The organism is Chitinophaga costaii (assembly GCF_900094705.1).
GTDB classification, from domain to species: domain Bacteria; phylum Bacteroidota; class Bacteroidia; order Chitinophagales; family Chitinophagaceae; genus Chitinophaga; species Chitinophaga costaii.
On the sequence record NZ_FMAR01000013.1, the window covers coordinates 42,457 to 69,203 of the forward strand.

Below are 26,747 nucleotides of genomic sequence, written 5' to 3' on the forward strand. Positions count from 1 at the left end.
ATTTATGAATTGGGATAGGATCGTTTTTATCATAGCAGGTTTGCTGACCATCTGGCTGGTGGCTGCCGAAATACAGCGCAGCAATAAGGCGCGCCTGCCCTGGCGGTTGCTGGCTACGGTAGTGGCCATTGGCGCACTCCTGGCCATGGCGCTGCCTTTGCGGCTACCGCCCGTCCATGCCCCCACACAGGAAAAGGTGATCGTGCTTACGGATGGATTTGATACCGATACAGTGAAGGCCTTGTACAACCCACATACATCCGTATATGCTGCCGATAGCCTGGCCTGGGTAAAAGGCCGGCGCTGGAATGCGCAGTGGATGCCATATCCCGAAAACTGGGTGCAGGCAGGAAAAACGATACAGGTAGTGGGCAGTGGCCTGGCTCCTTATCAGTTATCTTCAGGAAGTTTCGTTTTTCATCCTTCTCCCACACCGGCAGGCGTTATCCATATCAGTTGGAAACAACGCCTGGCTACTGGAGAAGCGTTGCAAGTACAGGGGCAATACTCCCGCAGCCAACATAAAGCGGTAAAGCTGTTGCTTTATGGGTTACATGCGCCACTCGATTCGCAGTTAATACCCGCTGCGGCTGCCGCAGACAACGTCCCCTTTACCCTAACTGCCCGCCCCAAACACAGCGGGGGGGCTGTATACCGTATCATAGCCATGCAGGGGAGCGATACCCTGTCCAATGATCCCCTGCCTGTTTTTGTAACACCCGCAGATACCCTCAACGTACTGCTGCTGGCTGCCATGCCCGATGCGGAGAACCGTTTTCTCAAAGACTGGTTGGGCAGTCATGGCAGCAAAGTAGCCATGCGTACGGTGATTAGTAAGGCCCGGTATGACCAGGGCTTTATGAACCGGCATAAAGATGCGCTACCCCTCACTGCGGCCAGCTTGGCCCATTACGACCTGGTAGTAGCCGATGCCGCCGCCCTGCAAGCCCTGCCCGGCCCCGACCTCGCCGCCATAGCGGCACAGGTGGAACAAGGTATGGGCCTGCTTGTGAAAGCAGATAGCGGTCAAAATACCCATGCTTTCTACACACAGGGTATCGGCTTGCAAACCGCAACAGCGGCTCAGGAGCAGGTAATTGTATGGAAGGACGGCCAGCAGCTGATGGCCCCCCTGCATACGGGGCAGGCTGTGTATATCCGGCCTGGCGACGGCGTGCAGCCACTGCATACCGACGATAAAGGGCATGTGATGAGTGCCATACACCTGTATGGTAGGGGCAGGATAGTAACCTCCACGCTTACGGATACGTATACCTGGCAGCTTGCCGCACAAGCCGATAATTATGCACAGGTGTGGAGCCAGTTGCTGCAAAAGACTGCCAGGGAAAAACCGGCATCGGATGCTGTGTATGGGGAAACGGCATTCCCGCTGCCCCATACCCCCGTTTCACTTTTCCGGGAAAGCAATCATCCTCCGCAGGATACTACGCTGGCATTTGCCCCCAATAGCGCTATGCCCTTCCGCTGGCAAGCCACAGCCTGGCCCCGTAGCGCCGGCTGGCAGGCCATTGAAAGCGGCTCGCCCTGGTATGTGTACACGGAAAAAGACTGGCAGTCGCTTCGCAGCGCAGCCCGCTTGCAGATTACGGAGGCTTACACCCGCCAACCTATAAGAGAACTAACGGAAACGAATATACGAAGTAATCAGGATCAAGGCCTCCCCATGCCCCCGCTTTATTTTTTCCTCGCTTTCCTGGCGGCAGCGGGATTTTTGTGGCTGGAGCGGAAATTGTGATAAGCGGTTTTCATTCTCGTGAGTTTTTAACTAGCTTGTGCTTACGCCATTGCTATCAGTCAACAAAAACCATTATCTAAATCTCAAAAGGGTTACATCTTGAAAAGAAAAGACTTTCTACAATGGTCCGCCATGGGCCTGGGTGCATTTATGTTGCCCAACATCCCGGCTTTCGGACGGTCTATTGACCCGCTGGAAGCACTGCATGAGGGCATAGATGTAAAGCTTAAAAAAGAGCTGTCGGATGTGGCACTCAATGCGGCTAAAGCTAAGGGTGCTACCTATGCCGATGTACGCATTGGCCGTTACCTGAACCAATTTGTACTGACCCGCGAAACCCGTGTACAGAATGTGGCCAATACAGAATCCTATGGAGTAGGCATCCGTGTTATTGCCAATGGTAGCTGGGGTTTTGCCGCTACCAACAAGGTGACGAAAGAAGACATTGCCCGCACCGCCGAGCGCGCCGTGGCCGTTGCTAAAGCCAATAGCCGCGTACCCGCCGACCCGGTGCAACTGGCTCCGCAAAAGGGCTATGGCGAAGTAACCTGGAAAACCCCCATCGAACAAAGTGCCTTTGCCGTGCCGGTAAGAGATAAGGTAGATCTGCTCCTGAAGGTGAATAGCATTGCCCTGCAGGGCGGCGCAAATTTTGTGAACTCAGGCATCTTCGCCTCCAATGAACAAAAATATTTCGCCTCAACGGATGGTTCCTACATAGACCAGGATATTCACCGCATTTATCCCCAGTTTAATGTGACGAAAATCGATAAGGCTTCCGGCAAATTCGAGACCCGCGCCTCCTTTAGTTCTCCCATGGGTATGGGCTATGAATACCTCACGCCCACACCGGAAAGCAAAGTAAGCGGCCTCGTAACCCGATATAAAGACCGCTATGACATATTGGAAGATGTGAAAAATGCCACCGCAGACGTTACCCAGAAAATGACTGCCAAGAGTGTGGAACCGGGTAAGTACGACCTGCTGCTGGACCCTTCCCATCTCTGGCTCACCATTCATGAATCGGTGGCCCACCCTACGGAACTAGACCGTGTACTGGGCTATGAAGCCAACTATGCCGGCACCAGTTTCCTTACGCTGGATAAATGGCGCTCCGGCAACTTCCAGTTTGGCAGCAAGCTGGTAAACATTGTGGCCGATAAGGCCCAGCCGCATTCGCTCGGCGCCGTAGGCTACGACGATGAAGGGGTGGCTCCCAAGAAATGGGAACTTATCAAAGATGGCGTGCTGGTAAACTACCAGGCTATCCGCGACCAGGCCCATATCATTGGACTTAAGGAATCGCAGGGCTGCTGTTATGCACAAAGCTGGAGCGACGTGCAGTTTCAGCGCATGCCCAACGTATCATTGCAACCGGGTAAGGATACGTTGAGTGTAGACGATATGATAAAAAATATCAAGAAAGGCATATACATCATGGGCAATGGATCTTTCTCCATTGACCAGCAGCGGTACAACTTCCAGTTTGGTGGACAAACGTTTTACGAGATCAGTGAAGGCAAGGTAGTGGGTATGCTTAAAGATGTGGCTTACCAGGCTAATACCCGCGAGTTCTGGAATTCCTGCACGGCTATTGCAGATAAGCGCGATTACAGGTTGGGTGGGGCTTTTAACGATGGTAAAGGCCAGCCTTCCCAATCCAATGCAGTATCGCACGGAAGTTCTACCGCCCGCTTTGATGGTGTGAATGTGATCAATACCGCGCGTAAAATCGGGTAAATGTTTTAACCACTTAACAATTCCTCCATGGCAATATTGAGTAAAGAAGAAGCACAGGTGTTATTAAAAAAGGTGATAGCCTTTTCCAAAGCCGACGAATGTGAAGCCAGCCTCTCCGGCAGTGAAGGCGGCAACATCCGGTATGCGCGCAATGCCATCTCCACTGCGGGCGATGTAAGTACGCTGAACTTGTCGGTAAGCGCTACTTATGGGAAAAAAACCGGCTCCGCGAGCATCAATGAATTTGACGACGCCTCCCTGGAAAAAGTAGTACGCCGCGCCGAAGAACTGGCGCAACTGGCACCGGAAAATCCCGAGCACATGCCACTGCTGGGCCCACAGGAATATAAAGAGGCCATCACCTTTCAACAGTCTACCGCAGATATGACGCCCGAAAGCCGCGCCGATGCCGTGGCACAGAGCATCAGTGTGTCTAAAGACGCCAAATTACAAGCGGCGGGTTACATAGAAAACAGCACGGGTTTTAATGCCATTGCCAATTCAAAGGGACTGTTCGCCTATAATAAAGACAGCGACGTTATTTTCTCCATCACTACACGGAATGAAGAAGGCACCGGCTCCGGTTATGCTGCCCGGGGTTATAACGATGTGAAAAAACTGGATACCCTGAGCGCTACGAAAATAGCGGCTTCCAAGGCCAATGGTTCCGTTGGCGCCCGGGCTATTGAACCAGGAAAATACACCGTGATCCTGGAACCAGTGGCGGCTACTTATATGCTGGAAAACATGTTCCGTGGTTTCGACGCCCGCAGTGCCGACGAAGGCCGCAGCTTCATGAGCAAGCCCGGTGGCGGTAATCGCCTTGGAGAGCAGCTGATGGATGAAAAAGTGAATATTTACTCAGATCCTTTTAATACAGAGCTGCCTTCTTCTACCTGGAGCCGCGACGGTTTGCCCCTGGACCGCATCAACTGGATTGAGAATGGAAAGGTGAAAAACCTGGCCTATAGCCGCTTTTGGGCAGATAAAAAAGGCGTGGCGCCAGTACCCTTCGGGTCTAATATCATCATGCAGGGTGGCGATCAGACTACGGAACAACTGATTAAAAGTACAGAGAAAGGCATCCTGGTTTCACGGCTCTGGTATATTCGCCTTGTAGATGCACAAACCTTGCTGCTTACCGGCCTTACCCGCGACGGAACCTTTTATATTGAGAATGGGGAGATCAAATTCCCGATAAAGAACATGCGTTTCAATGAAAGCCCGGTGATCATGCTTAATAATGTAGAGGCATTGGGTAAGGTAGAAAGAAGTATCAGTGTAGAATCGTACCGCAGTTACCTTATTCCGCCGATAAAGATCCGCGACTTTACTTTTACTTCGCTGTCTGATGCGGTATAATTATTACAAGTGGTTGCCTGCTATCTGCACGGCAACCACCTGTTTTTTGTAGCTAAATTATCTTGAAAAAATAATCCCCATATTTCCGTATTACTCCCAGGTTTTTGTAGTAAATTAAACAAGCATCAATAGCGGTTGAGGCGCTTACTTTTCTGCTTCAACATCCACCAAAATATTTACCTGGTACTTAAAATCTATTCAACTTGAAAAGAAGAGACTTCCTGCAATGGACCAGCATGGGCCTGGGTGCTACTATGCTTTCCGGCATTCCCCTCGTGGGCAAATCCGTGCCCCTGGATGCGCCCTGGTACACCGTGGATACGGCCATTAAAAAACAACTCGCCGACATTGCGTTGAACGCCGCCCGCGCCAAAGGGGCCACCTATACAGATGTGCGCATAGGGCGATACCTGAATCAGTATGTCATTACCCGCGAAGACAAGGTGCAAAATATTGTAAACACCGAATCTTATGGCATGGGCATCCGCGTGATTGCTAATGGCAGTTGGGGATTTGCGGCGACAGACAAGCTGGATAAAGACAGCATTGCCAATGCCGCCACACTGGCCGTGGCTATTGCCCGCGAGAACGCACGTTTGCTGACTGAACCCGTACAATTAGCCCCGCAAAAGGGGTATGGTGAAGTATCCTGGAAAACACCTATTGAAAAGAATGCTTTTGAAGTTCCCATCAAGGAAAAGGTAGACCTGCTGCTGCACGTTAATGATGCTGCCATTAAGGCCGGTGCCGATTATATGAACAGTTACCTTTTCCTGGTAAACGAACAGAAATATTTTGCCTCTTCTGACGGTTCTTATATTGATCAGGACATTCATCGCATCTGGCCATATTTCAGCCTTACGAAAACGGATAAAAAAACAGGGAAATTTGAATCCCGAGATGCCCTGAGCGCTCCTGTGGGTATGGGATGGGAGTATATGATACCCCGGGAGGAAGATAAAATAAAAGGCATTTCCACCCTGTATAAAAAACGGTATGATATGGTGGAAGACGCCACCCAAGGCGCCAAGCAGATCGTGGAAAAAATGGCCGCAAAATCTGTAGAACCCGGTAAGTACGACTTGATCCTGGATCCCTCTCACCTCTGGCTCACCATCCACGAATCGGTAGGGCATCCCACAGAACTGGACCGTGTGCTGGGCTATGAAGCTAATTTTGCCGGCACCAGCTTCCTGACACTGGATAAGTGGGAGTCTAAAAAATTCAACTTCGGCAGCAAGCTGGTAAACATCAAGGCCGATAAAACACAGGTAGGTTCCCTGGGCGCTGTGGGATATGATGATGAAGGTGTGGGCACCCAGGAATGGGATCTCATTAAAGACGGGGTGCTGGTAAACTACCAGGTCATTCGCGACCAGGCCCATATTATTGGTCTTCCCCAATCGCAGGGCTGCTGTTATGCAGATGGCTGGAACGATGTACAGTTTCAGCGCATGGCCAACGTATCGCTGCAACCTGGCAAGCAAACCCTCAGCCCTGCGGATATGATTAAAAACGTGGAAAAGGGTATTTACATTATTGGCAGCAGTTCTTTCTCCATAGATCAGCAGCGTTATAACTTCCAGTTCAGTGGGCAATTGTATTACGAGATTAAGCAAGGCAAGATTGTAGGTATGCTCAATGATGTAGCCTACCAGGCCAATACCCAGGAGTTCTGGAACAGTTGCTCCGCCATTGCAGACAAAAGCGACTACCGCCTGGGAGGCTCCTTCTTCGATGGCAAGGGCCAGCCTATACAGTCCAGCGCCGTTTCGCATGGGTCTTCCACCGCCCGTTTCGATAAAGTGAATGTGATTAACACGGCCCGCAAGCTGGGTTAACATGCTTTCACCGATTAACCTTCAACGATTCACCCTTAACTTTTTGCATAATGCCAATACTTAGTAAAGAACAGGCAGAAACCTTGCTGAAAAAGGTGCTCCATTATTCAACGGCCGATGAATGCCAGGTAAGCCTTTACGGATCGGACGCCGGCAATATCCGTTATGCGCGCAATGCCGCTTCCACTAGCGGGGGCGTAAGTCTTACCCAACTGGCCGTTAGTTCCACTTTTGGCAAAAGAAACGGTATTGCCACTATCAATGAATATGACGATGCCTCCCTGGAAAAAGTGGTGCGCCGCGCCGAGGAATTGGCTAAGCTAGCGCCCGAAAATCCCGAATACATTAGCATACTCGGACCGCAGGAATATGCGGATAGTGTAACTTTTGTTCCCGCTACGGCGGCAGTAGACCCTAAGTATCGCGCCGATGCAGTGCAGCAAAGCCTGCAGATTTCAAAAGACAACAAACTTACCACCGCCGGCTTCCTGGAAAACAGTACTGGCTTTAATGCGCTGATGAACAGCAAAGGCTTATTTGCTTACAATGCTGCCACCAATATCAATTTCAATGTAACCATGCGCACGGCAGACGGACAAGGTTCTGGTTATGCTACCAAGGGTTATAATGATGCCAGCAAGCTGGATGTGGCGGCAGTATCCAGGTATGCAGCTTCCAAGGCCACCAGTGCGGCAAATGCCAAAGCTATAGAACCCGGAAAATACACCGTGATCCTGGAACCCGCAGCCGGTATTGTACTGCTGGAAAACCTGTACTTCGGACTGGACGCCCGCCAGGCCGACGAAGGCCGCAGCTTCCTGAGCAAAACCGGTGGCAAAACCAGGCTGGGAGAGAAGCTGGTAGACGAGCGGGTAAACATCTATTCAGATCCCCACTATCCCGAACTGCCCACAGCTACCTGGAGCGATGATGGCCGCCCACTGGAAAAAACGACCTGGATAGAAAATGGAGTAGTGAAAAACCTGGCCTACAGTCGTTACTGGGCCGAAAAGCAAAAGGTGAAAGCCGTGCCGCAGGGCAATGGCTTTATCATGGATGGCGGAACGGCCAGCCTGGAAGAGCTGATCAAGGACACAGAAAAGGGCATACTGGTTACCCGGCTATGGTACATTCGCCCCGTAGACCCGCAAACCTTACTCTACACCGGCCTTACCCGCGACGGAACTTTTTACATAGAGAATGGCGAGATCAAATACCCGGTGAAGAACCTGCGCTTTAACGAAAGTCCGGTGATCATGCTCAATAACCTGGAGGCACTGGGTAAACCGGAGCGTACGGTGAGTGGTGAGACTAATATGCATGCCATAGTGCCGCCCCTAAAGCTGAGAGAATTTACCTTTACTTCTTTATCCGACGCGATATGAAAAAAGAAAAAACCGGTCCGTAAAGACCGGTTTTTTAATGGGATGCCGGTGGCAATTGCCTTCAACAACCAACATCTATGGCTGACGGGGTGGATTGGATTATTTTTCCTTTTCCTTGTACAATTTGAACAACGAAGAGAGCGCCGTTGTTATGTTTTTAGCCACGGTCGCTGCGGTAAACTCCCGCAGGGCTTGCTTTCAGGAAGCAGCTTTGCCCGGCATACCTGACTCTTTGTATGCTGGTGGGGGGTAACAAAACCACGAAAGGGTGTATCTTTATGGTATAATTTGTGAACGAACGACAGGACTCAAAGCTTTAAAGCCAAGAATATGACACCAATGGAACACCTGGATACCAACGGCCCACTGCCGCGTGTAGTGATTGTCGGGGGCGGTTTTGCCGGACTGGAAGTAGCCAAGAACCTGCGAAAAGCCCCGGTAGAAGTGCTGCTGCTGGATAAGCACAATTATCATACGTTTCAACCCTTACTTTACCAGGTTGCCTCTGGCGGCATTGAGGCCGAGTCTATAGCATTTCCCATTCGCCGCATTTTTTCCGATCAAAAGAATTTTGTTTTCCGCATGGCGGAGGTGCAACGCATAGAAGCGGAGCAAAACATCCTCCATACAGAGGTGGGGCCCATTCGCTATGATTACCTGGTGATAGCCACTGGCGCCGATACCAATTTCTTTGGCAACGAGGAAATTAAACACTACTCTATGCCCATGAAGAGTATTCCAGAGGCCCTGAATTTGCGCAGCCTTATTCTTCAAAACCTGGAATTGGCATTGGTGGAGAAAGATCCTGAAAAGAAAAAAGCCCTCATGACCTTCGTGGTGGTGGGCGGTGGTCCTACCGGCGTTGAGCTGTCTGGATCACTTGGTGAATTGCGCAATAAAGTGCTGGTAAAGGAATATCCTGAACTAGACCCCAATGAAATGCGGGTGTTCCTGGTAGAAGGCAAGCCCCGTGTACTCGGCACCTTTAGCGAACAGGCATCGGCCAAGGCGGCCCGTTTCCTGCGCAAAATGGGTGTAGACGTAAGTAATGGTGTACATGTAAAGAGTTACGACGGTTACGAACTGCTGATAGACGATGGCCGTTGCATCCGCACCCGCAATGTGTTGTGGTCTGCCGGTGTAATGGGTGCCCTGCCGCCCGGCATTACCAACGGTGCGGTAGTACGTGGCAACCGCTTGCAAACGGATGCTTATTTCCGGGTGAAAGGTTTCAATAATGTATTTGCCATCGGCGATGTGTCGGTGGTGGTAACAGAGGCTACGCCAGAGGGATATCCCGGCGTAGCGCAAGTGGCCATACAGGAGGGGGGGCAGCTTGCCAAAAATATTGCCCGGCTCTTGAAAAACGAACCCCTTAAACCTTTTAAATATTTCGACAAAGGCTCGTTGGCCACCATTGGCCGCAATAAAGCGGTGGCAGACCTGGGCTTCATTCGCTTCCAGGGTTTTTTCGCCTGGCTAGTATGGATGTTTGTTCACTTAATGTCGTTGGTGGGTGCTCGCAACCGACTGATTGTATTTATTAACTGGGCCGGCAGTTACTTCACCTTCAATAGTATTACCCGCCTTATCATTCGTCGTTTCGACCGTGGAGATATAGAACAGCCGGCACCCAAACCGGCAGCGGCTACGCCTGCACCCAGTGCAGATGCTACGGCGGCCACACGAAATGCCTGATGCAAAAAAAAAGCCACAAACTCCCGTCTGTGGCTATTTCCAGAGAATATTATTTCATTTATTCCACTCCAATTATACATTCGTCCCGTTCAAAGATCTCGCTTGAAAAGGTGCAGAGGTTGTCCAGCATGCTGGATAATTCGTTGCCTTTCTCCGTCAGGGCGTAGGTTACCTTGGCCGGTACGCCTGCATGCTGGTGTTTGGAGATCAGGCCATTTTTTTCCAATAGTTTCAAACGGTCGGACAGAATGTGATCGGTAATATGTTCCAGCGACTCCTTAATGCTGGAGAAGCGGTCGTTCCCGCCTTCGATCGTGAACAATACGTCGGTGATCCAGCGCTTGCTCAGCAGATATATCAATTCATTGAGAGCACAGCGGCCTTCCAGGAATTCCTGGTTCAGGTAGTTTGATGAATTAGTCTTGCGTGTGGCCATCGCTTTCTATTTTGTGAGTTACTATTTAATCGATGAGTTATTGGCTACGTTGGTCAGATGGTGTTGCTTTGTACAACGGAACCCGTAATGGATAGATAGAAGAGAAGGAATTGGATCGAGCAACAAGATATTGACCAATTCACTGCAATTTACCTATTAAAGCGCAAAATAACTAAAACCAAACCGAACAATTTATGATTGCAGCTAAAGGCTATGCAGCCGCACAGCCGTCAGCGCCCTTAGCGCCGTTCAATTTTGAACGCCGCGAAGTAGGCCCGCACGATGTAAAAATTGAAATCCTTTATTCCGGGGTTTGCCACTCCGATCTCCACCAAGTTCGTTCAGAATGGGGGCAGGGCATTTTTCCCATGGTACCCGGCCACGAGATCGTGGGCCGCATCGTGGAAGTGGGAAATCATGTTAAAAAATTTAAAGTAGGCGACCTGGGCGGCATTGGCTGTTTCGTAGATTCCTGCCGTACCTGCCACAGTTGCCAGGAAGGCCTTGAACAGTATTGCGAAGTGGGCAGCGCTTCCACGTACAATGGTACAGAAATGGATCGTAAAACGCTTACTTATGGCGGCTACTCCAACGTGATCGTGACCGACGAAAACTATACCCTGAAAGTATCGCCAAACCTGCCCCTGCACCGTGTAGCACCACTGCTGTGCGCAGGTATCACTACCTATTCCCCCCTGCGCCACTGGAAGGTGGGCAAAGGCCAAAAGGTAGCCGTGGTAGGCCTGGGCGGCCTGGGTCACATGGCGGTGAAGTTTGCCGTAGCCATGGGCGCAGAAGTAACCGTACTCAGTACGTCGGCCAACAAGGAAAAGGACGCCAAAGAATTGGGCGCGCACAATTTCGTAGTGACCAAAGACCCGGAAGCCATGAAGGCAGTGTATAACACCCTGGATTTTATCCTGGACTGCGTATCGGCCGAACACGACCTGAATAACTTTTTGTCGCTGCTGAAACGGGATGGTAAATTGGTGCTGGTAGGCGCTCCGCCGGAAGCCTCTCCCTTGCGTGCTTTCAGTCTTATACCTGGCCGCAAAACACTGGCCGGCTCTATGATTGGAGGCATTGCAGAAACCCAGGAAATGCTGGACTACTGTGCCGAACATAACATTGTTTCCGATGTGGAAATGATTGCCATGAAGGACATCAACGAAGCTTACGAGCGCATGCTCAAAGGCGACGTGAAATACCGCTTCGTTATTGATATTGCTACGCTGTAATGCGTTAGTAAGTGTTAAAGTCGGGGCATGCCCCGACTTTTTTGTTATCTTAGGTTGCACATTTGTTTTCCACTAAAATTATAAACGCTCATCATGAAGAGTACTTTTCTCCGCCTGTTGATCGGCATGGCGCCCGTAGTAAGTGCCTGTTCACTCGTTGCCGCACCGCTGCACGAGGGCGATAAACCCGCTAAAAATATTGTTGCTCCCGCCGAACCCAATGCAGGACTAAAACTGCCCGCCGGATTTACGGCTTCTGCTATCATTGAAGGTCTTTCCCGGCCCCGCCACCTTGCCGTGAATAAAAATGGCGACGTGTTTGTGAAACTGGAAAAGCTCAGGGATGGTAAAGGTATTGTGCAACTGCACCTGGGAGCTGATGGCAAAGCCACCATCACCCGGGCTTTTGGCAACTTTCCCGGCACGGGCATTTACATTAAGAAAGGTTTTCTCTATGCCTCCTCCGATGAAGAGGTATTCCGCTTTAAACTCGACAATAACGATAATGTGGCCGATGAAACGCCCGAAAAACTTGTTACCGGCCTGATAAGCCGCAATGAGCATGAGGCCAAGGCTATCCTGGTAGATAACGCTGACCGCTTGTTTGTAAACATCGGTGCCTTTTCCAACTCTTGTCAGGAAGAAGATCGCAAAAAAGGTTCCATGGGCCAGAAGGGATGTCCGGTATTGGATTCCGCTGCAGGTATCTGGCAGTTTAAAACCGACCAGGCCAACCAGCATTACGGAGATGGCATCCGGTATGCCACCGGCCTGCGGAATGTAGTAGGCATGGATTTTAACTACACCGATAACGAACTGTTTGTTATGCAGCACGGCCGCGACCAATTGCATGACTTATTCCCCGATCTCTACACCGAACAACAGTCTGCTGTGCTGCCGGCAGAATGTATGTATATGGTTAAAAAAGGCGATAATGCCGGCTGGCCATATATTTACTACGATGAGTTGCAAAAGAAAAAAATATTGGCCCCGGAATATGGTGGCGACGGTAAAAAAACAGCCGGCGAAAACGCCATTGATCCAGCCATTGCTTTCCCTGGTCACCTTGCTCCGAACGGCCTGTTGTTTTACACCGGCACCCAGTTTCCGGCCAAGTACCGCAATGGCGCCTTCATAGCTTTTCATGGTTCCTGGAACCGCGCGCCGGAGCCACAGGAAGGCTACTACGTAGTATTTGTGCCATTTAAAGACGGCAAGCCTACCGGCCAGTGGGAAGTGTTTGCCAACGGCTTTGCCGGGGTAGACAAGATCACGTCTCCCGGTCAGGCCAAACATCGTCCTTGCGGGCTGGCACAAGGTCCCGACGGCTCTTTGTTCGTATCGGACGATGCTAAAGGCACTATTTATAAAATCACTTACAAGGGTAAATAGCATATGAAGTATTTTCTGGCTATGGGTGTGTTGCTGCTAGTGGGCATGCAAACCGCCCTTGCACAAACCAAGCCTCCGGCTAAAGCCCCCATCAAATCGGCTACCGTCACCAAACCCATTCCCGGGAAAGCCACGGCAGCCGGGGGATTGGTGGCTTCCATCAGCCGGGGTAAAGCCGTGTACACCCAGTACTGTCTTACCTGTCACCAGGTAGATGGGGGAGGAGTACCCCGTATGAACCCACCACTCATTGGAACCGATTATGTAAAGGGCGATAATGTGCGACTCATCAAAGTAGTGCTACAAGGCTTCAGCGAAAAAGTAGAAATAGAAGGGGATACTTATTCCAATACCATGGCACCGCATAACTTCCTCACGGATCAGCAGGTGGCCGATGTGCTTACTTACATCCGTAACAGTTTTGGTAACAAGGTAAAAGGCATACAACCCGCCCAGGTGCAGCAGGTAAGAGCCTCGCTGCCTGCAGCAAAATAATTTTTTTACACAACCATCTGTTCCACGGGCCTACCTTTTCCGGGGCAGGCCCGTGTATTTTTTAATAATCATTCCATGATGAAACGTACTATCGTTGCAATGTTATTGACCGTGATGGCTATGGCCGCTACGGCACAAGTGGTGCATAACGACCGCTACTACTATGTTATCCGCATCTACCATTATACCACCGAAGCCCAGGGTGCGCGGCTGGACAGCTTCCTGCAAACAGCCTACCTGCCTGCCCTGCACAACTTTGGCATTCTTAAAGCCGGGGTGTTTAAACCGGTGGCAAACGATTCCCTGGGCCTGCGTACCTATGTATTCATCCCTTTAAAAAACCTGGCCCAGTTCGAAAAACTGCTGGTGGCCCTGGAGGCGGATGAGCGTTTTCAGGTGGCTGGCAAACCTTTTATAGACGCGGCTTTCAACGATGTGCCATTTAAGCGGTATGAAACCATTTTACTACAATCCTTTACCGGCGCGCCAGTGCCTACGGAGTCATTGCTGAATGGACCGAAGGAAGCGCGTGTATATGAATTGCGCAGCTATGAAAGCCCTACAGATGGGCTGGCGGCCAATAAAATACGGATGTTTAACAAGGGGGATGAAATGGGTATTTTCAATCGCCTGCACTTCAATGCTGTGTTCTATGGAGCGGTAATGGCCGGCGCACATATGCCTAACCTGATGTACATGACCTCTTTCGAAAACATGGCCGACCGGGACGCGCACTGGAAATCATTCAGCAGCGACGCTTACTGGAAAACACTTTCCGGCGATCCCCGTTACGAGCATAATGTTTCGCACATGGATATTGTATTCCTTCATCCGGCGGCTTATTCTGAATACTAGTGCTGCTGCACGAACCATACGTTATGTGTTTTAAAATATGGTTGCTTTGTTGTGGGTGGCCCCTTACCTCCATGGCCCAGCGCGATACTGCCATTCATTTATCGGAGGTGCAGGTAACTGGTTTTGCGGCAGATAAAAAACTCATGAACCAGTCGTCCTCCATCACTTACATAGGGCAGGGCATGCTGGATCGGTATGCCAATACCAGCCCGGTAAGTGCGGTAAACAGTATGCCGGGGGTACGAATGGAAGAACGCTCGCCTGGCAGCTACCGGCTCAATGTGCGTGGCAGCACGCTGCGCTCTCCGTTTGGCGTGCGTAATATAAAAGTGTATTACAATGGTATTCCTTATACCGACCCGGGAGGAAATACTTACCTCAATCAATTGGCCTTCGACAATATAACCGATATCACCATCATCAAAGGCCCGGGAGGCAGCTTATATGGGGCAGGCAGTGGCGGCGTTATGTTGCTCAAAAGCGCTTTATTTTCAGATAGCATGCACACCGCTTCCATTGGGTTTACTGGCGGCAGTAATGGCTTGCGCAGTTTCCAGGCGGCACTGAACTGGGGCGAAGACGGTCGCCGCAATACCCTGCGCTACAGCGATCTGCAAAGCGATGGCTATCGCGATCACAGCGCCATGCACCGGCAGGTAGTGAGTTATGAAACGGTGGTGAAAAATACGGACAAACAACAGCTTTCGGTATATACCCATTACGCCAATCTATTTTACGAAACACCCGGCGCGCTTACGCTGGCAGAATACCAGGCCAATCCCCGCGCGGCCAGGCCTGCGGCGGGGTCTAATCCTTCTGCTGTGGCGGCCAAGGCAGCTATTCACCAACAAACCTTCTTCGCTGGCTTGCGTAATACCTATACCATCAACGCGCATTGGGATAACACGACTGCTGTATACGGAGCTTTTACCAATTTCTCTAACCCGGCCATTCGCAATGTAGAAGACCGCTTAGAGCCACACTTCGGTGGTCGCAGTGTTTTACGGTGGTATAACGGTAATGAATACACGCAATATAGTGTCATGGGCGGCATAGAGGCGCAGCAAGGTTTTTTTGGCGACAAGGTGTACCAGAACAAAGGCGGCGTATCAGACTCTATTCAGACAGACGACGAGATTCATAATTTTACAGCCAATGTATTCCTGCAAGGGGATGTAACCTTTACCCACGGCTGGAGTATCACCGCCGGGGCCAGCCTGAATTACGGGCATTTATTCATCACCCGCCATACGCCCGCGCCGGTGTTCAATTTTAAAAGCAGCTACCATGGCGTGTTAGCACCCCGTATTGCCATTGCCAAACAATGGCTAGGCGACAGGCTGGTGGTGTACGGCAATGTGTCCAAAGGCTTTTCGCCACCCGCCACCCAGGAAGTACTGCCCTCCACTTCCGTGATCAATACTAACCTGCAACCAGAAGAGGGGGTAGATTATGAACTGGGTACCCGTGGCCGTTGGTTACATGGAAAATTGTATTACGATGTGAATGCTTTTATCTTCAATCTATCGCAAAGTATTTCCCAGCGCCGCGATAGCAGTGGGGCGGATTATTACGTGAATGCTGGCGGTACACGCCAGCATGGCCTGGAAGCGTACCTGTCCTACGACATTTACGATAAACCCATGACGGCGTTTTCCTACGCCGGCGTATGGGGTAGTTTTACCGGCAGCCGTTTTTTCTATAGAGGTTATAAAGTAATTGGCAGCGATTTCACCGGCAACCGCCTGCCGGGCGTACCCAATGAAAGCTGGAGCGCCGGGCTGGACGCACGTTTGCGGGCAGGTGTACAATTACATCTTACCTACACCAGCAATAGCAAAATACCGGTGAACGATGCAAATAGTGAGTATGCGAAAGCCTACCACCTGCTGGGGCTTCGCCTGCAATACACTATTCCGGTGGGCCAGCATCTGCAATTTGCGGTGAATGCCGGCGCAGATAACCTGCTGGATGAGACGTATAGTTTGGGGAATGATATTAATGCCACGGGGGGCCGTTATTACAATGCGGCACCGGGTAGGAATTATTATGCGGGGCTGGTGGTGAAGGGGAGCGGGAAAAAGAAAGATCGATAGTAATTCCTCCATTACCGGGAGATAACGTTCCTTACCGGAAACGGGAATTTCCATGCGGCCACACGCGCTTTTGTAAAGGGTACGGTTTCTCCAGGAAGCCTTTCATGACGGTCGCTGCTTCCTGGTGGAAATTACCGGCGGCAGGCCGCAGGTGCCCGGTGTACACCATGGGGCCGGCGTTACGCATTTGCAATACCTGCGGCTGCGTAAGCGCGTCAGGAAACAGGTTTTTTAAGTAACAGGGCGATCATATCCTGTAGTAGGAGTTCTGCATCATGGTCCTGTATCATAAAATTCTTAAAAACAATACGGCCTTGCTGGTCTATCAGGTAGTTGGTAGGCGCGCCATTCACCGGAAGATTATGCCGGTTTGCCTCTTCATCTTTTAGTGGGGTGAAACTATATCCGCTCGATTTTATGAACGGTATCACATAGGCATCTTGTGTGGATTCTATGTTTATACCGACATAGGATACGGGCGCTCCCTTAAAATTACCCAGCACATTTTCGAAATGAGGAAATTCTCCTCTGCAGGGGCCACATCCCGGAAACCAAAAAGTGAGCAGCACCACTTTCCCCTGATAATCTTTCAGCGATACTTTCTCAGGGGATAAATAAGCGTTGAGTGTAAAGTTGGCTTCTTGTGAAGTGGCAGACAGTTGTTTTAGAATATCGTTATCTACTGCCCCTGCATTTTTGCCTGTTTGCGCTCCATAACTGATCAGGGCCGTTTTCATCCTGACGGCCGGCGTCTTTATATAATATGCCAGCAGGCTATCGTATGCGGGTGCCGGGCCGCCGGCACTGGCTATTACCCTGGTTTTTGCCAACGCCAGTATAGCTGGTTCTTTTCCCCATCTTGTTATTCTTGCGGTGCTGAGTAGGGCACCGGCCTCCGATGTTTTGTTAGCCGCCAGCAGTTCGTTTACTTTTATCAGTAGGTTAGCCAGGGCCGACTTGCGGTCAAACTCATGCTGGCTTTCCTTATCAACGCCTGGCATATGGAGGATATCCGTGGCCAGTTTCAAAGCGGCTTCCGCATTGTCTTCCAGCAACAGGTCGAAGTAATCGGACATGGCGTAACCCGACCACCTGAATTTTGTAAGTGGGTAATCATTGCGCAGCCGTTCGTACAGGGCTATTTTCTTTTGCAGGTCATTCTCCCTGGAAGCAGACCAATATAATGACTGGGCGCTCTGTTGGCTTTCCGGAAACTTTTGGATGAGTTCTTCATTTAATGCATGGTATTTTTCCGGGTCGCTGGTCTTGAATGCATTTGCATAAGAAAATAAAAATTCCGGGTTGTTGGGTGCTGCCGCCACGGCTTTGGCCATGTATTCCCTGCTTTCACGGAAGTTGCCCCAGCGCTCCGCATCTATGGCCAGTTCTGACCAGGCCATTGCCAGTTTGGGGTCCAGTTGTACCGCTTTCAGCAAAAAAGGTCTTGCGGCAGGGCTTTCCTGATAGGCATAAATGAGTGCGTAAGCATATGGCACAGCGGCGGTATTGGGAAATTGTTTCATCCACTGCTGATATTGTTTTACAAGGGTAGTGGTGTCTTTCATCATACCATCAATGTACATTTCATGGGCTGCTATGTTAGCCGGTTCTTTGGATATTACTGCCCGGAGACTGTCGGCGTTTATTTTTTTCTGTGCCTTCGGGCTGGCGGGTAATGCCAGGAGGGCTACTACCAGGAAAGCAGGGGAGATGAGTTGATGAAAATTTATCATAATGATTTAAGATTGATGAATAAATAAGTGCATGAAATAATTGGTTATTGCCAGCCGGGATTTTGTTCCAGCACTTTACCCGCTGGATATTTTTGTAATTCTGTCTGTGGAATGGGGAAGTAATATATTTTGGGATCGAAGTAGCGTTGTTCTAACGACACCCGGGTATAGGTCCTGGCCCCGTTATTTACCGCAATATTTATGGCAGTAATTTGGGCGCCGATCATGGTGGCCCCTGTGCCCCATCTGCGGATATCGTTCCATCGCTGTCCTTCAAATGCCAGTTCTACCGTACGTTCCCGTACATAGGTATCCCAGTCCATTTGTCCGGCGGGTACTTCCGGCATCTGTACCCTTTTGCGGAGCAGGTTAATATAAGTCCTGGCTTCTTCCGCATTGCCTAGTTTTAATTGGCACTCCGCATAGTTGAGATAAATTTCTGCCAGGCGCAACATAATGCAGTTCTGATAATTGGAATTGTTGCCGTAAAAGATATAATTCGGGTTCAAGAATTTACGCAGCATATAACCGGTAGGGGTATTGGAACTGGTAGAAGGGTTGATCGCAGAGCCTAATTTCATATCCATTGATATGTTCATCCAGGTGCAGCCGTCATACATTATGCTGGCCTGGAAACGTGGATCACGGTTTATATACGGATGGGCCGGGTCATATAGGGTGGAGTGGTCCCAGGGCTTGCCATCGGTCAAGAGGTACTGGTCTACCAGATTTTGGGTAGGGCATTCTATTACGCTGCCAAAACCGGTGAAGAAGCGGGAATTGTCATATACATCCAGGTTATGGATCTGGCCACTTTGATCGCCTGCAAATTCCTTGTTAAAAATAACTTCTACGTTATCATCATTTTCCGGGTAAAACATGGCCTCATAATCCGGGAACAGGTGGTACAGATCGCGATCTATAATAGTTTTGGCGGCGGCGGCGGCCCCGTTGTAGTCCTTATGATTAAGCAGCAGCCTGCATTTCATGCCTATCGCGGCATATTTGGTGGCACGGCCCAGCGAGGCGGCAGGGTAGGTTTCGGGCAGTAGGGCGGTAGCATCGTCCAGGTCTTTCTGCATAAAAGTAATGCAATCTTCATCCGAGCCACGGGCAATGGCCAATTCATCGTCCAGCGATAATACTTTGTCCACGATGGGAAAACGGCCAAAGATGTAATACAAGTCCAGGTAATGCAATGCCCGTAGAAACAACATTTCCCCTTTGATCTGCTGCTTACCGGCATCGCTCAGCGGCATTTCATCCAGGTGGGAGAGAACCGTATTACATCCTCTTACATTGACATAGGTATTCTGCCAGATGTTATTGTAAATGCCCGTAGAAGAGGTGTACTGGCCGGTATTGATCAAATTGGCGGCGTGGTAGGAGCGCCTATCTTTGGCCTCGTCTGTGATGTCGCAGGGCATCCAGTTACCGGCATCGTCGTAAATGCTGTGAATGCTGCTGTACGCCTGTAATACTACACGGCTTATCAGGGCGCTGTCTTTCCAGATGGTATTGTCGCTGTAAAGGTTCAGCGGGCCTTTGTTGAGCGCATCTTTATTACAGGCAATGGTGGTAGCCAGAAGTACGAATATTATATAACGGATCATTTTTTTCATGGGAAGCATATTTGAATACAATAATTCATTTTACGGATCAGAATTGCAGGCTGGCACCTGCGGTAAAGGATTTCATGAGGGGATCTCTCACCTGGCCCGCGCCCTCCGGATCGAATAGTTTAAAGTGGGTGAAGGTGAGGAGGTTATTGGTGCTAACCGCGAACCGCAGCCCTTTGGCGTGGATGTGTTGCAGTATGGCCGACGGTAAATTATAGGCCAGTTCCATATTTTTCAGCCGCATATAAGCGGTATTGCGTACCCAGTAATCACTGTATACCGTGTTATTCTGGTTATTATACCAGAGCCGTGGATAAGTGGCATTTGTATGGGTGGGGGTCCACCGATCCAGTAACTGCGTAGACGCAGGCAGGTCTACATACCCATATCCAACAACGTTACCCGTGCCTTGTAGCTGTATGTTCAGGTCCAGGCCGCTGTAACTGGCGCTTAGCCGGATGCCGTACTGGATCTGCGGGAAAAAATTGGCGTTGCTTACCGTGGCATCGTTGTGGGTGAGCACGCCATCGCCATCCAGGTCTTTATACCGGATGTCCCCGGCCGCTACGCTAGGATAGAGAGGAGTGGGACCTTTGGTTACGTCGTCCTGGGTTTGGTACAGCCCGCTCGATCTGTAAAGAGTAGGGGCATTTCCCACAGTATTATTCCAAAAACGAATGTTCTTGCCGCTTACTTTCTGCCATTCGGGAATACTTTTGGATTCCGGATAGTTTACAATCCTGTTCCGGCTAAAACTGATATTGGGAGCGATAGAATAAGTGAAGCGGCCCAGGTGGTTGGTATGACCCAGGGTAATTTCAAATCCACTTGTTTGTACAACACCATTGTTTTCATCCGACAAAGATATACCCAGTACGGAGGGCACCTGTGCCGTAGGCGGTGTCAGTATGTCTTTCGTTCTTTTTATGAAATAATCTGCTTCCACGGTCAGCAAGTCTTGCTTTACATGGGCTTCTATACCGACATTGGCAATCACGGCCCGTTCCCAGGTAAAGGAGGGGTTGGGTAATATATTGGGCGTAAGTGTCTGGTAAAAGGTGGGAGTAGGTCCCCCCAGTGAATACCCGCTGGACGTACCGAGGGCATAAGTGGTCAGGAACTGGTACGGGTTTACGCGATCGTTGCCCAACTGGCCCCAAGAGGCCCGCAGCTTCAGGAAATCCAGGACCCCGGATGCATGTTTCATAAAAGGCTCTTCGGATATCACCCAGCCGGCAGAGAAGGAGGGGAAAAAGCCATACCGGTGTCCGGGGGGGAAAATATCAGAACCATCATACCGGAAATTAAACTGGAACAGGTAGCGCTCATCATAATTATACTGAAAACGGCCTACAATGCCCCTGCGGGCACTTTGGCTGCCCGATCCATTGTTGGTGGCTCTGGTAGGATCTCCCAGGTTTAGTTGCGATAAGCTGGAGGATACAAAACCCTCCCGCCGCGTGGAGAAATTATCGCTTGAGCCATTGGTTTGCGTATATAGCAGCATTCCCGTTACATTGTGTTGCTTAAAGGCGCCATCATATTGCATGCCGCCTTCCAGTGTGAGCCTTTGGTCCTGGGTGAAATACTCTGTCAGGAATGGAGCAGTAGGGTAGGCGGGTACCTGAGTGTACTGATCATCATCATCCAGGGTGTACATGTCGAAAGGGGTGGCAAAACGTTTGGAAAAAGAATAGGACTTATCATAGGCGCCATTCCCTTTTATCGACAAACCCTTTATCCAGGGCAGGTCGTATTGCAAGGTTACAAGTGAATTAAAGATATTATTGTTCGTTCGCCAATAACCGGAATTACCGCGTGACTGCAAGTAGCTATTGCCCCGCTGTTCCGGCACGCTGGCATATAATCCGTTGGTAAATTGCAATACACGGGTAGGGGGCGTTTCGTATAGATTGTTGATAATATATTCAGAACCATACACGGCTTCCGAATTGTCTTTGCTGAAAGACCCACTGAGGTTCATGGAAACCTTTAGTCCTTTCGCGATCTGCGCGTCCACGTTGCTGCGCAGGTTATAGCGGGAATAATTTTCTACGGGTATCAGGCCTTCATTTTTGGTATAACCACCGGAAAGATAGAAGTGGGTGGTTTCGCTGCCACCGGCAGCGGCCAGGTTGTAACTCTTCTGCCAGATAGAAGGGGCCAGGACATCTTTTATCCAATTGGTATTTGGATAACGGTTAGGATCGGTACCATTTTTATACAACTGCACCTGTTCGTCGGTAAATCCTATCCCCTGGCCCGGCTGGTAGAGGCCTTCATTTTGCAGCGATTCATTGAATAACTGCGCGTACTGGTAGGAGTTCACCTGTTTGTAATATTGCGTAGGCCGCTGGTTGATCGCGTTGGCTGTGAAGGTAATGCTGGTTTTATTACTGCGTCCTTTTTTGGTAGTCACCAATATCACCCCATTTGCGGCGCGGGCACCATACACTGAAATCGCAGCGGCGTCTTTTAAGATGGAGATGGTTTCTACATCGTTCGCATTCAGGTCGTCGAGACTTCTGTCGGGAATACCGTCTATCACCACCAGGGGATCGCTATTGTTAAAGGTACTGAGGCCGCGGATGTAGAGGGTAGAACCTGCGCCCGGCGCGCCGCCTGATTTCAGCGCGTACAGGCCAGGTAGTTTACCCGACAACATATCGGAAACGGATATACTGGAATGATCTTCCAGTAGTTGTTTGGAGCTGATTGAGGCAATGGCTTCTGTTTTAGTACGCTGTGTAGTAACCCCGTAACCAATGACCACGGAGTCCAGCATTTTGACATCTGGTTTAAGGAAGATCTTTAGTTGCACCGCATCACTGCCCACCTTAATGCTCCTTTCTAATGCAACATATCCCACCGAGGATACCACGAGTATATAATCGCCTGGCGAAACGCCCCGAATGATAAATTCCCCTTTTTCGCTGGTAATGGTGCCTTTGTTGAAAGGGCGAAGAACGACTGTGGCGCCGGGTACAGGATGTTGCTGGTCGTCCAGCACTGTACCGGATACGCTGACTGTTGCTCCGGGTTCGTTAGTAAAAGATGCAGGTGGTTTTTTGCCGATCACCACCAGTTTATTTTCTTCATCCACATGCCATGAAAAAGGCTGCCCTGCCATACATTGTTGCAGGGCTTCCTGTAGCGAAACATTTTTTAATTGCACGGTTACCGGTGCGGCTTCCTTTAGCAGTTGCGCATCGTAGAAAAAATGATAATTGCTTTGTTGTTTAATAACAGTCAATGCTTTTTCCAGGGAGGCCGCTTTCAGAGTAAGGCTGATTTGCTGGGATATCCCTTTTGCGCTTACCTGCATGCAAAAAGCAAGGATCAGGAAAAAATTCATTTTCATAATACGGACTGCTTTTTCGGAAAGGGAAGGGACAAAAAAGCCCCTATAGCAATTGTTTAATTGCATACATTTGTAATGTTTGGGTGAATTGATAATACTTTCTTTAGTCGGATGGTTGTCGGTACGCCTGAATTAGCGAGAGGCTGTTTCATAAATAACTTTTTCTTGATTTTACTCAAGACTTGATGGAGAAAAAATCGTTTCAGCGATTCTTAATCCATCTAGATGGTTATTATGCAGCCTCTTTTTTGTTTCAACAAATGTTCTTTCGCATTGTAGGGGATTTTTTTGGTTGATAAGAAATAATATAAAATGGTTGGCTGATTAGTCGGTGATACGGACGGTCTTGCCTGTTACCGTGTAGCGTATATCGCTTAATTTGAGTATCTGCATTGCCTTTTCCAGGCTTACATTCCTCGGAATTTCTCCTATAAATGCCTGTTGGGTATTTTTCGTTTCAAAGATTACATTCACATCATACCAGCGGGCCAGTTGTCGCATTACGGTGGTGATATCGGCTCTGTCAAAAGAGAAGTATCCGTTCTTCCAGGCTATTACCTGGTCCAGGTCCGCTGCTTTTAGCAACTGCCAGTTACCGCCCTGTAGCCTGGCCTGCTCACCTGGTTGCAAGATGCCGGAAAATCCTGTCCCATCCACTTTAACTTTTCCGCTGATCAGGGTAGTTGTGGCCGCCGGTTCGTCTGCGTAGGTATTAATATTAAAATGGGTACCCAGGACCAGTACTTCCTGATCTTTTGATCTTACCCGGAATGGCCGCTTTGCATCTGGCGCCACTTCGAAATAGGCTTCACCCGTAAGCTCCACTACGCGGTCGTTCCCGATAAATGAAGACGGGTACCGAAGTGAACTGGCCGCATTCAGCCACACGGCAGAGCCATCGGGCAGCAATACTTTAAACTGCCCGCCACGGGGAGTGATTAGCGTATTGTAAACAACCACCGTCTCATTGCCGGCTGGCTCCTGCTGGTAGGCCAGTCGCCCGCTATCCAGCTTTATCACTTGCACATTGCCCTGCCGGCCTATAACACCGTTCTGCGCGTCCGAAAGGACAATACGGTTGCCGTTAGACAATTGCAGGATGGCCTTGTTCGTGCCGGGGGGCATATCTAACGCCGCTACCTGGTGATGGGTGCCGGGGCCCTTTATTTTTTGCCGGAGCAATAGGCCAGATACTACTATCAATATCAATACCGCTGCTGCCATCCGCCACCATACTGGCAGTATGAATATCCGTTTTGCGCCGCGTTTTTCGGCAGTTTTGTCTGCCGATAATATATCGACGAGCAATGGCTCCCATTCGGTCTGATCGATAGGGAGGACACTGCTGTTGGTCGTGGTGTGCAGCGCCGCCACCCGGTTAAATATTTCCCGGTTACGCTCTTCTGCAAAGAACAGGTCCAGTTCCGCTTCTTCTGCTGGCATTAATGCTCCTTCCCGGAGCTTGTTCAGCAGGTATGCAATTCTTTGTTCCATAATATTTTTTCAACAACTGGTACTACAGCTGCTTGCCATACATATACCCTATAATGAATGTTTAAAATGGAAATAGTACTCACCAGTACGCAAGTATTTTTATAAAAAATAAAAGGCAAACCGTAATCCGCTCGTTTTCAGTAAATTGGTAAGATAAGCAGTAACAGGGGAATTATTTTCCCGGCACGGATGAGATATCCCCGTATAAAATGGAGGGAGCTGCTGAGGGCATTTTTTACATAACTCGGAGAGCAATGAAGCTGGTCGGCTATTTCCTGTATTTTAAGGCCGTTTTCCCTGCTTAATTGATAGATCTTTTTCCGTTGGCGTGGTAGATTGTTTACGGCTTCCCCGATGAGCCGCTGTGTTTCTCTCGCCTGAAGCCGGTCTTCCGCCCCGTGGGAGGCAATGAAGGTATACTGCTCTGTTAGTGTTATTGTTTTTCGGAAGCGGGCCTGTTTATTAAAATAGGTAAAACATTCGTTGGTAGCCACTCGTGTTATCCAGGCGCGGGGTTCCAGTAAATCCGGTAGTTTATCGCGGCTTATCCAGATGCGGATAAAAGTTTCCTGGACAATTTCATGCGTGTCGTCTACAGACCGGGTAAGATTGTTTAAAAAGGCGGTAAGCCATGGTAGTTCGCTATAAAAAAGTGCTCTAAAGGCAATTTCATCTCCCATCGCTATCCTAGCCAGTAATGTTCTATCAATATTATGCAGGACGCCGTTCAAAGTCACTATGATTTGGTACAAGCAAGTTAATCATTCTATAGCACTCCAGGAACTTCCGCCACCTTTGATCGGAGTAGTCAGTCATCCTTTCTGAAAATGGGAAGCTACCCCTCCTCATTCTCCAAAAACACCTCTTGCGCCACTGCATCTCCCTTCCGCACATAAGGCCGGATAATAAGCCGGTTGGCCTTGTCGAAAGTGAAATAATTCCACATCCAGTTTACAAATACCAGTAATTTATTACGGAAGCTGATCAGGAATGAAATGTGTACAAAAAGCCAGATGTACCAGGCAATGCGCCCGCCAAAATGCAGCTTACCCGGAAGGTCTGCCACCGCCTTTCCCCGGCCTACAGTGGCCAGGGATCCCTTATCAAAATATTTAAACGGCTTCACGTTTTCTCCCAGGTGTAGTGCCTGCATGTTTTTGCCCAGGTAGGTTCCCATTTGCATGGCCGGCTGGGCCAGGCCTGGATGGCCTTTGGGATAGGCGGTGGTTTTCATCGCGGCAATATCGCCGATGGCAAATATGTTTTTACTGCCAATGATGCGGCAATTTTCATCGGTCAGCAACCGGCCTTTTTCGGCCCATTCGGGCGGAAGACCCTGGAGAATGTCGCCGGTTACGCCGGCAGACCAGATCACGGAATAACTTTGTATTTCTTCCCCCGATTTTAGTTTCACCACCGCTCCATCATAGGAATCCACCAGGGTATTGGTGCGGATTATAACGCCCATTTTTTCCAGGTAGCGGTGTGCTTTTTCACTGGCTTTCACAGACATGGGTGGTAATACACGGTCCAATCCGTCCAGCAGGTATATCTTCATCTGGCTGAAATCGATGGTAGGATAATCTTTGGGTAATACATATTTGCGTAATTCTGCCAGGGCACCGGCCGTTTCCACCCCGGTGGGACCGGCCCCCACCAGCACGATCGTAAGTATACGAGCGCGTTCTGCCAGGTCGCTGGTCAATACGGCCCGTTCAAATGCCTGGATAAGCTGGCTACGCAGGTTCAGCGCATCGGGGATAGACTTTAGCCCGAAGGCGTATTGCTGCATGGATTTATTGCCAAAATAATTAGACTTACTTCCATTGGCAATGATCAGGTAGTCATAAGATAGATCGCCGGCCTGGGTGTGGAGGGTGTTGGCCTGAACATCCACACTTTGTACTTTTAGCGGGCGGAAGTGGAAATCCTTCTTCTGGTTAAATTCTCTGCGCAGCGGGCCTGCAATTGCTTCTGCTTGCAAACCGGCGGTGGCCACCTGGTACAGCAGGGGCCAGAAGCTGTTATAATTATGTTTGTCGAACAATACCACTTGGAACAAACGACTGTCTAAATGCTTTACAGCGGCCACGCCGCCAAATCCACCACCGATCACAACTACACGTAGTTTCACCGTATCGGGGACGTTGAGGGAAAGTTGTTGCATGGAGTCCATTATGCAGAAATTTAAATAGGAAGATGCAGTATTTGTGCCAACAAGGAAGTAAACAGCTACCTGCCGGTCC

The 26,747-nt window shown here is 49.8% G+C and carries 18 protein-coding genes; 11 read left to right on the top strand and 7 right to left on the bottom strand.

Annotated features, from left to right (window positions below):
• Positions 1–4 precede the first annotated feature (4 nt).
• The 6 genes from GA0116948_RS16120 (at position 5) to GA0116948_RS16145 (ending at position 9,782) form a co-directional block, all read left to right on the top strand.
• The gene (locus GA0116948_RS16120) at positions 5–1,756 is read left to right on the top strand and encodes a hypothetical protein (protein WP_089714086.1); all 1,752 of its coding nucleotides are present in this window, start codon (positions 5–7) and stop codon (positions 1,754–1,756) included.
• A 99-nt stretch (positions 1,757–1,855) separates the two neighbouring features.
• Positions 1,856–3,496: a TldD/PmbA family protein gene (locus GA0116948_RS16125; RefSeq protein ID WP_205686170.1), complete on the top strand. Its 1,641-nt coding sequence runs from the start codon at positions 1,856–1,858 to the stop codon at positions 3,494–3,496.
• A gap of 27 nt (positions 3,497–3,523) precedes the next feature.
• Positions 3,524–4,858 carry a TldD/PmbA family protein gene (locus tag GA0116948_RS16130; RefSeq protein WP_089714087.1) on the top strand — a complete coding sequence of 445 codons (1,335 nt, stop codon included), beginning with the start codon at positions 3,524–3,526 and terminating at the stop codon, positions 4,856–4,858.
• 203 nt (positions 4,859–5,061) lie between these two features.
• Positions 5,062–6,699 carry a TldD/PmbA family protein gene (locus tag GA0116948_RS16135; RefSeq protein ID WP_205686169.1) on the top strand — a complete coding sequence of 546 codons (1,638 nt, stop codon included), beginning with the start codon at positions 5,062–5,064 and terminating at the stop codon, positions 6,697–6,699.
• Positions 6,700–6,749: 50 nt separating this feature from the next.
• Complete coding sequence (locus GA0116948_RS16140) at positions 6,750–8,084, top strand: TldD/PmbA family protein (protein ID WP_089714089.1); 1,335 nt, start codon at positions 6,750–6,752, stop codon at positions 8,082–8,084.
• A 330-nt stretch (positions 8,085–8,414) separates the two neighbouring features.
• Entirely contained in the window at positions 8,415–9,782 is a 1,368-nt protein-coding gene (locus tag GA0116948_RS16145) for an NAD(P)/FAD-dependent oxidoreductase (protein ID WP_240619245.1), read from the top strand.
• Between the two features lie 58 nt (positions 9,783–9,840).
• On the opposite strand, the gene GA0116948_RS16150 is transcribed toward GA0116948_RS16145, so the two are convergent.
• A complete protein-coding gene (locus GA0116948_RS16150) occupies positions 9,841–10,218 on the bottom strand; it encodes a winged helix-turn-helix transcriptional regulator (RefSeq protein WP_089714092.1) in 378 nt (125 codons plus the stop codon).
• Between the two features lie 194 nt (positions 10,219–10,412).
• Between GA0116948_RS16150 and GA0116948_RS16155 the strand changes: the two genes are divergently transcribed.
• From GA0116948_RS16155 to GA0116948_RS16175, 5 genes are all read left to right on the top strand, one after another.
• Positions 10,413–11,456: an NAD(P)-dependent alcohol dehydrogenase gene (locus GA0116948_RS16155; protein ID WP_089714094.1), complete on the top strand. Its 1,044-nt coding sequence runs from the start codon at positions 10,413–10,415 to the stop codon at positions 11,454–11,456.
• A gap of 93 nt (positions 11,457–11,549) precedes the next feature.
• A complete protein-coding gene (locus GA0116948_RS16160; protein WP_089714096.1) occupies positions 11,550–12,848 on the top strand; it encodes a PQQ-dependent sugar dehydrogenase in 1,299 nt (432 codons plus the stop codon).
• A gap of 3 nt (positions 12,849–12,851) precedes the next feature.
• Positions 12,852–13,343, top strand: a complete 492-nt coding sequence (locus GA0116948_RS16165) for a c-type cytochrome (RefSeq protein WP_089714097.1) — start codon at positions 12,852–12,854, stop codon at positions 13,341–13,343.
• A 75-nt stretch (positions 13,344–13,418) separates the two neighbouring features.
• Positions 13,419–14,198 (top strand): NIPSNAP family protein, encoded by a 780-nt coding sequence (locus GA0116948_RS16170; protein WP_089714099.1) that lies wholly within the window; start codon positions 13,419–13,421, stop codon positions 14,196–14,198.
• Between the two features lie 23 nt (positions 14,199–14,221).
• The gene (locus GA0116948_RS16175) at positions 14,222–16,294 is read left to right on the top strand and encodes a TonB-dependent receptor family protein (protein WP_123891853.1); all 2,073 of its coding nucleotides are present in this window, start codon (positions 14,222–14,224) and stop codon (positions 16,292–16,294) included.
• 215 nt (positions 16,295–16,509) lie between these two features.
• On the opposite strand, the gene GA0116948_RS16180 is transcribed toward GA0116948_RS16175, so the two are convergent.
• From GA0116948_RS16180 to GA0116948_RS16205, 6 genes are all read right to left on the bottom strand, one after another.
• Positions 16,510–18,027: a TlpA disulfide reductase family protein gene (locus GA0116948_RS16180; RefSeq protein ID WP_089714102.1), complete on the bottom strand. Its 1,518-nt coding sequence runs from the start codon at positions 18,025–18,027 to the stop codon at positions 16,510–16,512.
• Positions 18,028–18,071: 44 nt separating this feature from the next.
• The gene (locus tag GA0116948_RS16185; protein ID WP_165798519.1) at positions 18,072–19,649 is read right to left on the bottom strand and encodes a RagB/SusD family nutrient uptake outer membrane protein; all 1,578 of its coding nucleotides are present in this window, start codon (positions 19,647–19,649) and stop codon (positions 18,072–18,074) included.
• Positions 19,650–19,686: 37 nt separating this feature from the next.
• The gene (locus tag GA0116948_RS16190) at positions 19,687–23,007 is read right to left on the bottom strand and encodes a TonB-dependent receptor (RefSeq protein WP_165798518.1); all 3,321 of its coding nucleotides are present in this window, start codon (positions 23,005–23,007) and stop codon (positions 19,687–19,689) included.
• Between the two features lie 324 nt (positions 23,008–23,331).
• Positions 23,332–24,501, bottom strand: coding sequence for a FecR family protein (locus GA0116948_RS16195; protein ID WP_089714106.1), 1,170 nt, complete (start codon positions 24,499–24,501; stop codon positions 23,332–23,334).
• A gap of 137 nt (positions 24,502–24,638) precedes the next feature.
• Positions 24,639–25,232 carry an RNA polymerase sigma factor gene (locus GA0116948_RS16200; protein WP_123891852.1) on the bottom strand — a complete coding sequence of 198 codons (594 nt, stop codon included), beginning with the start codon at positions 25,230–25,232 and terminating at the stop codon, positions 24,639–24,641.
• 104 nt (positions 25,233–25,336) lie between these two features.
• Positions 25,337–26,668: an NAD(P)/FAD-dependent oxidoreductase gene (locus GA0116948_RS16205; RefSeq protein ID WP_240619244.1), complete on the bottom strand. Its 1,332-nt coding sequence runs from the start codon at positions 26,666–26,668 to the stop codon at positions 25,337–25,339.
• Positions 26,669–26,747: the final 79 nt, after the last annotated feature.